This window comes from Coraliomargarita algicola (genome assembly GCF_033878955.1).
Taxonomy (GTDB): domain Bacteria; phylum Verrucomicrobiota; class Verrucomicrobiia; order Opitutales; family Coraliomargaritaceae; genus Thalassobacterium; species Thalassobacterium algicola.
Genome location: NZ_CP138858.1, coordinates 4,239,157 through 4,253,539, shown reverse-complemented (window position 1 = coordinate 4,253,539; position 14,383 = coordinate 4,239,157). Strand labels below are relative to the sequence as shown.

Below are 14,383 nucleotides of genomic sequence, written 5' to 3'. Positions count from 1 at the left end.
CCTCGTCTTTTCAAGCTCCTATTAAGCAATGCCAAGTATTCTATGATCATACCACCTTCATGACTCCTCCAACAGCGCCTTCGCGTGACGGGCGAAATGCCCACGACAATCAGATGCGTATTCTCTCAACACATCACGCCCCAGGTCATTGTAATCACCACAACGGTAAAGCAATCGAGCCAAGTGTAGCTCGCGCAAGGCATGATCCCGCACCTTGTTTTCATTAATATCATCACTCAGAGCCGACTGCACATCCAGCAAATCAGCCTGCGCATGCCCACGATAAGCTTTGCGATTCAGGATCTCGGCGACCATCGGAGCCACTTGACCGTTCGGGCTACGCTGCTGGAGTGCCTCGATCGACATGGCCAAAGCTCGGATGTGTGAAAACGCCGCCTGCTCGGGCAAGGTCTCCAGTTTGGCGATCAGACAAGGCCATGCCTCCGCATCGCCGCAGCAGCCTAGACACACGAGCAGCGAATCCAACTCCGACATGTTTTTACCAAATTGGTGCATGCCTTGGAATCGCCAGCCATCATCCCAGTCACGGTCTGAAATCTCCGCAATTAATTCTGCTTGGGCACTCGCATCGCCAAGCTGCGCCAGCACCTGAGCATAGCGTAAACTTTGCGCCGAACGTTGCCCACGAATAGCCGAGTAGGCTTGACCGACTAGACGAAGACTACGCGCGCCCTCGTTCAACATCAGCGAGACGCCTGTCAGCGTGTCCCAGTCATGCTCGATGGCATGCTGCAAAGTCGCGTCATCGACCGGAAAATTATCCACATCCGTCAACACACGTTCGGGCAGTCCACCGATGTCCACCAGATGTCGCTGCACCGCACCTAGATCAACCGCACGCACGGGGCACTGAGCCTCCGCCGAGCGAGCCGCGATCAGTCCAGCGGCGTAGCCTTGGTTTTGCACATCGGCCTGCATCCGAATCACTGGCAAGGCATCACGATGCGCACTCACGCCTAAGCCGGTCACCAACACTCCATCCAAACCCTGCGGCAAAAAACACCCGAACGGTATATCAGCCCACAGCGGGTCCTTATTCGGCGGAACCAACATAAAGACTGGATCGACGGTAAAGCCATGCGAATCGAAGTTCGACGTAGCCACACAGATCGTCTCTGAAGAACGCCGATTCATCAGTATATCTACCGGCGAGAGCGAGCAATCACCGACGATTTGACGACGTTCACGCGAGTCCACCAGTTCCCCGCAATCAAAATCATCTTTGAACTTCAGCTTAGAACTCACAAAAAACGCAGTCGCATCGGTGACATCGGTATCATCCGAAAAGTTATGATCCGAATTATGATACTCCCGCCCCGGCTTCATGCCCGCGAGACCCGTGCCTTGCACCGCTACATGCTCCTTGCCGATCACACAAGTCGGCGCACCTGCCGCTGCAGGGATATCGGAGCAGCCCGTGCTGTCGACAATGCAGCCGGCATGCACCAGCCCATAGCCATAAGGCCCCGCCACGATCAAGCCAGTGACTCGATCGCCTTCCACTACGGTGCCCACACAGAGTGTATTCAGCCAATACGTGCACCCAAGATCGTATCCAGTTTTATGATACCACTGACACTTAGCCGCAACCGACCAGACACCTTCTTGCCGTTGATAATACTCTTTCGTTTCCAATGCCTTCACGCCGGCATCGATCTCAGCCGTAAAACCCACCCGGTTGCCGCACCAGTAAGTGGCGATTTGCCCCATGGTGCCCACTCCTCCCAAAGCTGAAGTCACCTCCACAACCAGTGTGCGCGCACCTGCTCGCGCCGCGCTAATTGCAGCCGGCGCGCCTCCCGTGCCACCGCCCGCAACCACGACGTCAAAAGTATCCAGCACCGGCAAACAGGTCGGGTCAAAAGCAAGCTGCTGCGCCGTCACAGCACCGGGGCGCAAAGCATCGCGCAAGGTGCGTACCTCCCCCGACTCAAGCGCTTGCGCGCCAGCACACGAAACGTGTAGCGAATCAAAGGATGCGACTGGCAAGGCCTCAAATACTTGCGGCGCAATCGCCTCCGCGGCGCACATGCCTGCAATCGGATTCAGCCACACGGTTTCCGCAGCCTCGGCTAAGCGGGCCGATTCCGTCAACGCCAACAATCCCTCCGCCACCATCAGTTTCTGCACATCCGCGCTTTGCACTGAAGGCTCACGCAACACCGTCAATGCCATCTGATGCCGATACTCCGTCGGCACCCAGCACGCATCGACAGCGGAGCTATAAGCACGCGCCTGCTCGCTCGCGGTGCCGGTTCCAAAATCAACTTCCACTCGATAGCGACGCGCTGTCAAAGTAAAGTCCTCGCATTCATAACCAGGTAAGCACTCTAATAACTTACCCCCTCAGCCGACACACCTGCACCTTCACAGACCGTCACAAATTCAACATCCTGTTGTCCTGTCGGCGTATAAACCGCCTCGCAACCGGCAAGCCGCAAAACGCTGGCCTCCAAAGTCGCATCCACCACCAAGCGTGCTTGGATCGCCTGATGCCCGGAACGATTGGCAATCGCCGCACCACAGATTTGACTCTCCTCATTTCGGAGCAATCCCGCAGGAAAACAATTCAACAGGAATGGTATTTTAAGATCAATCAAGTGTTGCTCCAAAGTCAGCTTCACATGCATTGGCGTAGGCGGCTCAACGAGATCACCAAATAGCTCTTGCGACAGCGCATTACCTGCGACAGCTTCAGGCCAAAAACGATACGCCGCACAAATATCTTCTCCTAAATAAGATCTCGGTGCCACCAAATACACAGATGCACCTTGTTTTTTCAAAGACAATGCCAGCAACACTGCTTGCGAAGTGCCACCAATAATTAAAACATCAACAGTCGCGACCACAGGGGTCGTATGCGAAGGGGTGAAAGTAGATTCCATGTATATACGATAACTTTGGACACTGTAAACAAACAAGGATTATAAGATATACAGGAAATGCATATAATAGTATATTTTGCTCACGATGATTCTTTCGTTTAACACAGACTACCACTATGAGATCGGCCCCACCTACGACGGGAAAGTGCCTGAAGAATACAGACTACAAAAGAACCACACCGGAATCGCCTACCTAAGTTGGTATATTCGCAAAGGAAGCGTGGAGCTCACAACCGCCGACAGCACGCGACATCTGCACAAAGGAGACTGGGCATTCATGGACCCCTTCACCACCCGATCGCATCACTTTTCCCGCGATGCAGAGCTCATCTCGATTCGCTTCCGACTCAACTGGCGCGGATTACACTTTATCCCGCCACGGCTAGGACTGCGCACGGACCACCCAAAGGAGGACACAGCACTGCTCAAGAGTGCGGAAGCCCTCTGCGCCTTTGAAGCAATCCATAGGACGAAGACGCACCCATCGAGCCCGGCGACACTTTGCCGCCGCAGTCAGTATTTCTCCGAATGGCTCTACCAATGGCATAAGAATCGTGAAGCCATGGGTGTACAAGCCACAGCCCCCATAGATCCGCGCGTCTCAGAGATCATGGCCATCATCGGACAGCGTCCCAGCATCCAGCCGATCGACTATGCACAACTCCAGACCACAATCGGGCTATCAAAAGCTCAAATCAATCGTATCTTCAAATCAGCAACCGGGCTCACACCTCGTAAATGGTGCGAAGCACAACTACTCAGAGCCGCCGAGGATTGGCTACTTGCCAACCAACTTTCAGTCAAAGAAATCGCGGCCCGCCTGGACTTCTTCGACGCCTCACACTTCATCAAATGGTTCCGCGCACACACCAACGTGACACCAACTGTATGGCGCACACGGAAAACTCCACTCTAGCCCGTAGAATAGGAAATTGAATGGATCAATTTCCGACGGACTCACAAGCATCTGACTCCCCAGGTAGTAGCCACTCACGACTACACACTCGTGCACTAGAGATAGATCAGTAATAAACACCTATTCAATCAGCAGAGACCTAACACCGCGGACACAGATATGCTATCCTATCCGAAGTAACATGCCCCAACCACACACATACCCAACCCAGGCTGGCGTGCCACGCAGGCGCCAGCACCAAGAACATGGATTCGCCTTAGTGATTGCACTTTCATTGATGGCCTTCGTACTGCTGCTACTTTTATCAATTATCGCACTCACAAAAATCGAGTCAGAGTTGAGTTCGACCGCAATGAAACAGATGCGGGCAGAGCAGAATGCCTTACTCGCACTGGATGTAGCCATTGGACAACTACAAAAGTACGTCGGCCCTGATCAACGCACCACAGCGCGAGCCGACCTCATCAATGGAGCCGGCTCTATCAACTCACATTGGATTGGTGCCTTCGGTAGCGCAGTGGAAGCGGACTATGACTTAAGTCCGGAAAACATTCCCCAAGACCTTACTGACACCACTCTTATCAGCTCTAAGGGCTCCCCCGCCCGCTTGCTCAACTGGCTTGTTAGCGGCAGCGAATCAGACTTCAGCCCCGAAGTGAATGTCGGCGACAAAGGGAACATACTCAGCACACCTAGCGTCAGCGCCACCCCCACTGGCACCGTAACAGGCCTAAGCGAAACGACGACTGCAACCGACACCACACTCACGATTACGGACGCATCCGGCACAACTCACCCGGCCCGCCTCCTGGTCGGCCCCAACAGTGTCAACTCTGCGCTCGATAGTTCGAGCACCCCCGTCGACTACGTCGTCGCTCCCACCGTGGACATCGAATCCAGTGGCAGCACCAGTAACCGCTATGCGTGGTGGATTAGCGACGATGGCATGAAAGCCCGCGTCAACTTACCTCAAGCTGGAACTGACAGCAGCTTATCACCCACGGAACAACTGGAACAACAGCGTAATGCATTTTCAAACTCCGAACGTGCAGCCATCGAGCTGATGGCAACGAACAACGACGACTGGTCCGAAAGCTCGCCTTCCAGCGGCCAGCTGATCGACACGCTCTACACACCGGATCAATCCCTCAGCTCAATCATCTCCTCTGCCCATACCGCACTCATCTCCAGTGACACCGATGCGATGGCTGCCGCACTCAAGTATCGCTTCCACGATCTCACCCCACACTCACGCTCAGTTTTGTCGGACACCTATGCTGGTGGTCTCAAACGCGACCTCAGCATACTCTTGGATGGGAGCTACAGCCCTGCCCCCAGTGACCCCACCTACGACACCAATACCCTCTGGCCACGACACTCCGGCGCGACGGGAGGCTTCTCTGAAGACTACGGCATGCCGACTTGGAGGCACTTACGCTCTTACTACCAAACACGCGTGCCAAGCTCTGGCGCGCTCGACCCAATTCTACCTGCGCATGACAAATCGGATCGCATCCCAATCAATAGCAATGGAGTTGAGGACCACGTCGGCCTTGCACCCATTCTGACCTACTATTCGATGGGCTTCTCCATGGGCATCAGCAAGCCGAGTGGCAATTACGAAGCTGAGGCAGGAGACAACATCTTCCTCAAGCTTTATCCCCTGGTGGTTATATGGAATCCATATAACTTCACAATCAAAGCGTCCAGCTACGAAGTGGGCTGCTACCCCACTCACAACGTCAATGTAAAGGTACAAAAAGCCACAGGGACGGATGGCGCCATGATTGATGCCAGTCAGCAACTCGATTTCTCGCGTCTTGGTGATAGTCAGAATCAACAAATGTTCATACGTTTCAGACTGGATTGCCCCGATATCCCTCCAGGGCAAAGCCTAATTTTCTCACTTCCAGACTCTGCCTCCGGTGAAAGTTATACCCAAAAGAATATACTTAAAAATCAAGGGCCCAACAAATACTCATACGTAACGGTCCCCTTCAAACAGGCAGGCAGTGGCACCCAACCACAATTACTGATTGAAGCTGGCGAAGAAGACGTCGCCTACCAACTTATCGCTACCAGTGGTTCCAGCTTAACCAGCAGCGGCGGCTGGAACATGTATCTGGGCGAACCGGTTGAGGCTGACAACGTGTTCTTCGCGAGCTGGACACTTAAGGAAGCCTCTACTGGCCCCAATCACGATCGCTTAAAGAACCCCTCCAGCAGTGCCCCGACTGGCGATAAGTTTAATCGACGTTGGTATAACACACACCAGTCGATCGACTGGACCGATAGCCAAGCGGATCAAATTCTGCAATTGGCAGATCCGCTCGAATACGACTCATTGGATGAACCCGCGTATGTTGCGTTGGGCCATGCGCTGTTCTCGGGTGCTGGTCTCACCGCTCGATTCAATGAAGATCAACACATGTTCACGACCCGCTGGATTGCACAAGGTAACATGCGGGCCACACGAACCGGTCGGACCATGCGGGATCAAAATTTCAACGTGCTCTACATTGCGACCTCCGGCATGACCGCACAAAACGTTAAATGGCAGAAATTCAACGCCGCGTCATCAGCCCCGGAGCGCATTTCCGCAGGCTCCGGATTCGATTCGATCGACGGTAACTCTGCTGTGGATGCGATGCTCTTTGAGTTTCCCTACGAAGATCAGGACCTCTTCTCGATCGGACAACTACAACACGCCAACCTATCCTTTTTCGGCAGCTATCCCTCGTATCCAATTGGCAATAGTTTGGCGGATTATCACCTACACAATAAGAACCCGGAGATCACCGGCCATCAACTGACACGTATTGACGAGATCACTACAGACAACAATTATGCGCTAAGAAGAGATATGAATGCCTACTATGACATCTCATATCTGCTCAACCGCACTCTATGGGATCAATATTACTTCTCGACCGTACCGGCTACTGGTAGCGTTCCAGACACACTGCCCAACCCGCGTTACCAGCGACACTCCAACACCGCCGATCTGCAAGACCCTGACCAGTCGGCCTCCGCGCTACTGATGGCAGGTGGTTTCAACATCAACTCCACATCCGAACAAGCATGGCGCGCAGTCCTCGGCGGGGGGAACCAACTGGATTATATTCCCCAAAACGCGGATCTTAACACCAATCCAGAGTTAAATGCCGCTTTCCCACGCTTCAGCCGTCCCTACGGAGACAATGATCCCAACGATCCATGGAAGGGATATCGCACGCTGGATGAAAATCAAATCGCCCAACTGGCTCGTAATATCGTCACCGAAATACGTAACCGTGGCCCATTCGTCTCGGTCGCCGACTTCGTCAACCGACGCCTCTACGACAATCCGAATACAAATGATGACGACCCGCTGGCTACAGATTCATCCTGGGAGCACGAAAACTTCAAAGGCCCCCTACAAGCCGCAATTGATCGCACGGAAACGGGTAACTTTGCCGCCAACGACGCAAGTAACACGTTCTGGCAAGAAGACGAACTCGCCACAGGCGACGGCATCAGACACAACCAAAACTCGCAGTATAGTAAGGCCTACGACAAAGCACTACTCGAAGGGGCCGACGTTCCCTCTAGCCCCGTCAGCAATCGCTCCGCCTTTGCTCCCAAATACATCACCCAAGCAGACATCCTAGCTAAAATCGGAGCCGGACTAACTGCCCGCTCCGACACTTTCACGATTCGAACCTATGGCGAAACCGTCAATCCGGCAACTCAGGCAATCGAAGGCCAGGCATGGTGCGAGGCCGTGGTCCAACGCCTACCCGATTACGTAGACGATTCACTTGAAGCCTATCAGACTCCAGCAAACGGTAGCATCAACCAATCGCTCGGCCGCAAATTCAAAATCATATCCCTCCAATGGCTCTCCGCATCCGACATCTAATTCCGACTCTCATCAGTTTTTTCTGCCTGATGCAATCAGACGCCACTGCGCAGACGACGCCTCAAGACATACCTAAATTCCGGGTGCTCTCGATGTCAGCATTTGAAACTGTGCTCTTTGATATCGATAAAGAGCCAATCGTCCTGAGAAGCAGCCTAGGCTCATTTTCCCGGCTTTATCCCTCACCCAAAGATGGAAATGTTGTCTTCTACAAAGAAACACCCAACCCCCAAGACCCCAATCTGCCCCCCATCAAAACCACATTGGCACAGGCGAAACTGTCCGAAGGTGGCCCCTACATCATCCTACTCATCCGCAACCCAGCAGGTTCCAGCTTGGAATATAAAACAGTCGTGCTCGACCACTCGCTGGAAAAATTCCCAGCAAATACCTATCGCGTTTATAACTACTCAAAACGTCAACTCGCGGTGCAGCTTTCGGAGACCAACTTACTGCTCAACACAGGTGAGTCTGGTAGCGTGCCCTACCCCGCCTCCTCGAAGACCTGGCTGAAAGTGGCTGCCAACGATCAGGACGAAGGCTGGCTAGTCGTCCGATCAGCTCCTCAAACAACCGGCACCAACAATCGCACCACGCTCTTTCTTGTCGATATCCCCCCCTCCGAACGAGACCCCAATCCACTTGGAATCATTGACCGGGAGATGAGAGAACGAATCCGCACCGATGAGCAAGGCCGACAGTATGTCCGCTAATTGAACAAGCCTAAGTCAGACGAGGATTCTTAGCCATCTCCACCACCTGCGGCACCGTCTTCACTCGAAACTGCTGTTTATATTGACTAGGCGTCATCCCCATCTCTTTGCGAAATACTTTACTGAAATGGATACGATCTGAAAAACCTGCCTGATCCGCGGCATCTCCAATCTGAACATCTGAATTCCTTAATAAGTTACGCGCATAATCCAAACGAATCTGCCGGATATAGTCACTCAGGCTCGTGCCTACAAACTGCTTAAAACGGCGACTCAGAAAATCTGGATGACAATTTAAATGTGCCGCAATTGTTTTAACATTAAAAGTCTCTGCTATATTCTCATCGATATAACGCTTCGCCTCTTTCACTACAAAGGGAACGGGCTCCGTATCTGAGTGCAGATACTCTTTCAAGCTATTGCCATTCGAAGCGATAATCTTCTGTAAGCAATAAGCCGAATCTTTCCAGGTTCGGGCTTGGGTCTGGTAGTTCACATGGATTAATCCAAAACGATGTTTATATCCTTCCTGCCACTCGAAGTTATCAAGTAAAGACCAATGAAAGTAACCACGGACATCCACGCCCTCATCCATGGCCCTTCGCAGGGCCAACAGGTGACCAATCATATAATCAGTGCGATTACTGTCATGCACCGAGCCATCCATACTAACGCGGTCCAAATTAGAGCAACCGTTTTCAGTAATCACTAGTGGCAGATCATACAGTTCATGGATGAAACGTGGCCCCCAATAGAGGCAATCCGGCTTCTGCGTCCATTCATAGAGTGAGATTTCTTCGCCATCGGAGAGTGGCACAGCCACAGGCACTCCCTCCTCACTCATACGCACTGGCGTTGCCTGAAAAATATTGCATGCATAGTAGTCGAGCGGTTGCTGAATAATCTCGAAATCCGATGCCAAAAATTTCGGCAATGCTTTCTGATAGGCCTGCAAGCCCTCTTCGGGATAGTGCCCAAGAATGACAGGATCCGACCACCAACGCGTGTTCCATACATTATCAGAATAAATCGCACTGGTGGCTTCCCGTGCGGCGTTGATGTCATCACGACTACTGCCTGTTTCCGGTTGATACACGGAACCTGATGGCGACCATCCTATAATCGGGTCTTGCTTCGCATGTTCACGAATGACTTGCACAGACCGACCGTGCGCCAGCAGAGCATTATGTCCGGCCATCAGACATTCCTTGAAACTCAAGGTCATACCCGGCGCATGTAAACCGTCTCGATAGCCTAAGCCTATAAAACACTGGGGTTCATTAATCGTCACCCAGTTCTTTACTCGATCTGAAAAGTGATCCACCACGACTTTCGTATACTCAGCAAACCATTGCGGGCTGTTGCGATCCAACCAACCTCCTTTTAAGAAGAGCTCATAAGGTAAATCCCAATGATAAAGAGTCACCCAAGGTTCGATGTCATTTTCAAGTAACTCATTAATCAGAGCATCATAAAATGCGAGCCCGGCGGCATTAATAGAGCCAGTGCCATGGGGCAAAATACGCGGCCATGAAATGGAGAAGCGATAAGCCTTAAGCCCCATCAACCGCATATGCGCCACGTCTTCTTTAAATCGATGATAATGATCGCAACTGACTCGGCCATGCTGCCCACGCCAAATACGCCCCTCTCGTTGCACAAATGCATCCCAAATGGACGCCCCTTTGCCATCAGCATCATGCGCCCCCTCTATTTGATAAGAGGAAGTCGATGCGCCCCAGATGAAATCTTTAGGAAATAGACTTGAGCTTGTTGTCATCATACAGGGAACAGGGAACAGGGAACAGGGAACAGGGAACAGGGAACAGGGAACAGGGAACAGGGAACAGGGAACAGGGAACAGGGAACAGGGAACAGGGAACAGGGAACAGGGAACAGGGAACAGGGAACATACCACAGAATACACACCTGATGTCAAATGCCGTTCAAAAAAGGAGGTCGATTTCAGGGAGCGGTATACTCCAAGACTTAATTTCAACCGATGTTTCAAGTGCCGATTGCTGACCGCAGAAAACACATTCACCTCGAGTTTTCATGTAATTCAGTGCGGTACCACTTTAGCAAGTCTCAACAAAAATCAGCGATCAGCACATTCTCAAGCAGCTACCGACTACCCCTCTACCGACATCTTACTGTATGATGTCAGCTCGTAGTCCTAAAACGAACTCAAGGCTACGATTTCACCCCAAACCCCTAAAGCTACTATGCCCCTCAATAGAATACAAAGTTCTCCCTATACACTCAGCGTTTTACTGACGACACTCACTTGTTGCGAAACAGTCGCTGCTGAAATCATCCTAGACAATACAGCAACAAGTGGCGTCACCAAAACTGGCACATGGACTACAGGCACGTATTCAAGCGATCGCTACGGCCCGGACTATTTGCATGATGGTAATTCCAGCAAAGGGACAAAGAGTGTGCTCTTTGCACCCACTTTACCAACCAACGGCTCCTACGAAGTCTATACCATCTGGTCGGAACATGCGAATCGCGCAAACAACGTCCCAATCGATATCACTCACTCCTCCGGGGTCGACTATGTCGAAGTCAACCAGCAAGCCGATGGCGGGCAGTGGGTTTTATTGGGCACTTATCCCTTCGACGCCGGCAACTCGGGCACCGTTCGCATCGGCAATGAATTCACCAATGGCTACGTGATCGCCGATGCGGTGCGCTTTGTCTCCGCGCCAGAACCGCTCGAACCGATCCCATCTATTGAAGGGGATTGGGAACTCACCTTTGAAGATAATTTTGATGGCACGGCTTTAGACGGAAACAAATGGCGCTTTGCCACCACCTATGCCGGCATGCCTGGCAGCGGCGGCAACAACCATAAAAATGTAACCGTGGCAGACGGATATCTGAATCTCAAAGCGAGCACCGACTCCGGCACCATCGGGGGCAGCAGCTATAGTAACTCCGGTTGTCAGGTGAGCACCTACGATGTGTATCGCCAACAGTATGGATATTTTGAGGCGCGTATCAAATATCCAGCAATCAAAGGCTTATGGCCCGCCTTCTGGATGATGCCTGACCGCGCTAATTACGGATGGCTGGAGGGCTATTACCGCTCCTACCTCAAATTCGACCTTAGCAATGCAAGTCCCGGATCAATCACCAGTGCGGTGCTCAAGCTAAAGGCATCTGCAATCAAAACGCAGGGCACGGTCCCCAACAATCTGGTATACATGAAGCTACGTGATGATTCCTGGGACGAATCCACTCTTACCTGGAATAATAAACCGGCCGCAGATCCCGTCTGGATCGAACAAAAATGGGGCGAGATCAATACTGTGGGGCAAGAGGTCACGCTGGACATTACCGATTTTGTTAGCGAGCAAATGGACGACGACAAAATCATCAGTATTGTTCTGGCGGATACATTTATGCGCAACCGGTCGGTAAAATTCCACAGTAAGGAAGCTGCGAATCAAGCAGATCGACCACAACTAATCATTAATGGTGTCACCTACTACGTAAGCGAGGATGCCCACGTCAGTCGGGGCAGCTACGCCGACACCAACTTTGGCAACGCGACAGAAAACTTCGTTTCAGACAGTTACGGTTCCGGCACCCACACCTACGGCGACGGCATGGAAATCGACATCATGGAATCACTGGGAATTTGGGGTGAAGACACCACTCAACACGCCACTCACTGGGATGGCTACGGCTCTCAGCATCAACACACCAATTGGGGAAAAATCACCTACCCAGCCACAACAGATGACTTTCATACCTATGGCGTCTACTGGCAAGACGACTTACTCGAATTCTACATCGATGGCCGAAAGACCGCTGAATGGAGCAATTCCCGCATCCCAAGCGCGCCTGCCTTCATGATTCTCTCCATGCAGCTCGGCGGATGGGATAATAACGGCGTCACCGACCTAATTGACGATCAAGTCATGCAAGTCGATTGGGTTCGCGCATGGACGGGCACACGCACTCCCATTACCATCAATGAGCTGTTCATCGATAATTCGGACAGCACTCAGGTCAGCCAAACAGGCACATGGAGCAGCTCCAGCACTAACAATGGCTACTACGGCAGCAATTATCTACATGACGGCAACACCGACAAGGGCAACAAATCCTTCAACTATCAAATCGATGTCCCCCTCTCTGGAATTTACTGGGTATATGCTCGCTGGACCAGCTATACAAACAGAGCCACGAATGTGCCCATCGACCTAACAGGCAGCGATGGCACCACCACTGTTACCGTGAACCAACAGGAAAATGGCGGCCAATGGGTGCTGCTTGCTGAAAAAGAATTCGATGCCGCCACCACCGGCAGTGTCCAGATCAGAACCGACGACACCGATGGCTATGTCATAGCGGACGGCATACGCCTCCTACGGGTCGGCAACTAATCAGTATAAGACACATAGTCAATCAGCAGACAGCTAACTAGGTTGATCGCAAAAGTGCTATCTTATCACCTTCGCTTAGCCCACACCCCATTCACACATTGTGGCAAAATTTATAGATCAATCGAAACATTAATATGAGTACATCATTCCCGTCAAATTTCACTTGGGGCGCTGCCGCCGCTTCCTATCAAATCGAAGGTGCGTGGCAAGCCGATGGCAAAGGAGAGTCTGTCTGGGATATGCTCTCTCACCAAAAAGGTAAAGTGTGGGAAGGTCACACCGGCAACGTTGCCTGCGACCATTATAATCGCTATAAAGAGGACGTTGAGTTAATGACCCAAGTGGGCCTACAAGCCTACCGGCTCTCCATCTCTTGGCCACGCGTCATTCCCAATGGCACGGGCAAGATCAATGAAGCTGGCCTGGGCTTTTATGATCGACTCATCGACGAACTACTCGCTGCAGGCATCGACCCATGGGTCACCCTCTTCCACTGGGACTACCCGACAGAATTGTTTAATCGCGGCGGCTGGCTCAACCCGGAGAGCCCACAATGGTTTGCGGAATACACAGCCGTCATCGTTGATCGACTCTCCGATCGAGTGAGCCATTGGATCACGCTCAACGAGCCACAATGCTTTATCGGCTTGGGCCACTTGCATGGCACCCATGCCCCAGGCTTAAAGCTAGGCCTGCGTGAAGTGCTCAAAGCGGGACATAATTCCCTCATCGCCCACGGACTGGCGGTGCAAACCATACGTGCACGTGCCAAGAAGGAGCCTTTGATTGGTTGGGCTCCTGTGGGTTGTGTGAATTACCCCGCTAGTGACAAACCCGAAGACATCGAAGCTGCTTATGCGGTAATGGATGGCGTCTGGGCTGACAACTGCTGGAACAACCGCTGGTGGGGCGACGCTCCAGTCCTAGGGCACTACCCCGAGCAAGGGCTCCAAGCTTACGGAAAAAACCTGCCAAAGTTCAACGATTCCGACTTCGACATCATCAAGCAACCACTTGATTTTTATGGCTGTAATATCTACCACGGTAAAGCCACCCAAGCAGGCCCCGACGGAAAACCCGAATTAATTCAGAATAAGGTCGGCAGCCCACACACACACTTCCTGTGGGAGCGCTCTGATGAAGCGCTCTACTGGGGCACAAAATACCTCTCGGATCGCTATAATTTGCCCGTCGTCATTACGGAAAATGGGCTCACCATGCCGGACTGGGTCTCTCTGGATGGTCGCGTGCACGACACGCACCGCATCGACTTCCTGCAACGCTACTTGCTCGGTCTGGAACGCGCGATCAAAGATGGTGTCGATGTTCGTGGCTATTTCCAATGGTCGATCATGGATAACTTCGAATGGGCCGAAGGCTACAAGCACCGATTTGGACTCACTCATGTCGATTACGAGACTCAAGTTCGCACGCTTAAAGACTCGGCCTACTGGTATCGAGATGTCATTCAATCCAATGGCGCTAGCTTACACGAGACTCCCGTCGTCTCGACCTCCCCCGCGCTCGCGCTCTAATCAATTTCCCCC

8 protein-coding genes are annotated in these 14,383 nt (G+C 52.2%); 5 read left to right on the top strand and 3 right to left on the bottom strand.

The window, feature by feature from the left end:
- Positions 1-57: 57 nt before the first annotated feature.
- A complete protein-coding gene (locus SH580_RS17445) occupies positions 58-2,316 on the bottom strand; it encodes an FAD-dependent oxidoreductase (protein ID WP_319832102.1) in 2,259 nt (752 codons plus the stop codon).
- Positions 2,317-2,351: 35 nt separating this feature from the next.
- The gene (locus SH580_RS17440) at positions 2,352-2,906 is read right to left on the bottom strand and encodes an FAD-dependent oxidoreductase (RefSeq protein WP_319832101.1); all 555 of its coding nucleotides are present in this window, start codon (positions 2,904-2,906) and stop codon (positions 2,352-2,354) included.
- A gap of 85 nt (positions 2,907-2,991) precedes the next feature.
- Here SH580_RS17440 and SH580_RS17435 point away from each other — a divergent pair, with 85 nt between their 5' ends.
- The 3 genes from SH580_RS17435 (at position 2,992) to SH580_RS17425 (ending at position 8,436) form a co-directional block, all read left to right on the top strand.
- Positions 2,992-3,822, top strand: coding sequence for an AraC family transcriptional regulator (locus tag SH580_RS17435; protein WP_319835019.1), 831 nt, complete (start codon positions 2,992-2,994; stop codon positions 3,820-3,822).
- Positions 3,823-4,003: 181 nt separating this feature from the next.
- Entirely contained in the window at positions 4,004-7,723 is a 3,720-nt protein-coding gene (locus SH580_RS17430; protein ID WP_319832100.1) for a hypothetical protein, read from the top strand.
- Positions 7,699-8,436 carry a hypothetical protein gene (locus SH580_RS17425; RefSeq protein ID WP_319832099.1) on the top strand — a complete coding sequence of 246 codons (738 nt, stop codon included), beginning with the start codon at positions 7,699-7,701 and terminating at the stop codon, positions 8,434-8,436. The genes SH580_RS17430 and SH580_RS17425 overlap by 25 nt, the downstream gene beginning before the upstream one ends.
- A gap of 10 nt (positions 8,437-8,446) precedes the next feature.
- Here SH580_RS17425 and SH580_RS17420 read toward each other — a convergent pair whose 3' ends face one another.
- Positions 8,447-10,219 (bottom strand): GH1 family beta-glucosidase, encoded by a 1,773-nt coding sequence (locus SH580_RS17420; RefSeq protein WP_319832098.1) that lies wholly within the window; start codon positions 10,217-10,219, stop codon positions 8,447-8,449.
- A gap of 442 nt (positions 10,220-10,661) precedes the next feature.
- Here SH580_RS17420 and SH580_RS17415 point away from each other — a divergent pair, with 442 nt between their 5' ends.
- Both SH580_RS17415 and SH580_RS17410 read left to right on the top strand, forming a co-directional pair.
- The gene (locus SH580_RS17415; RefSeq protein WP_319832097.1) at positions 10,662-12,836 is read left to right on the top strand and encodes a golvesin C-terminal-like domain-containing protein; all 2,175 of its coding nucleotides are present in this window, start codon (positions 10,662-10,664) and stop codon (positions 12,834-12,836) included.
- 134 nt (positions 12,837-12,970) lie between these two features.
- The gene (locus tag SH580_RS17410; RefSeq protein WP_319832096.1) at positions 12,971-14,371 is read left to right on the top strand and encodes a GH1 family beta-glucosidase; all 1,401 of its coding nucleotides are present in this window, start codon (positions 12,971-12,973) and stop codon (positions 14,369-14,371) included.
- Positions 14,372-14,383: the final 12 nt, after the last annotated feature.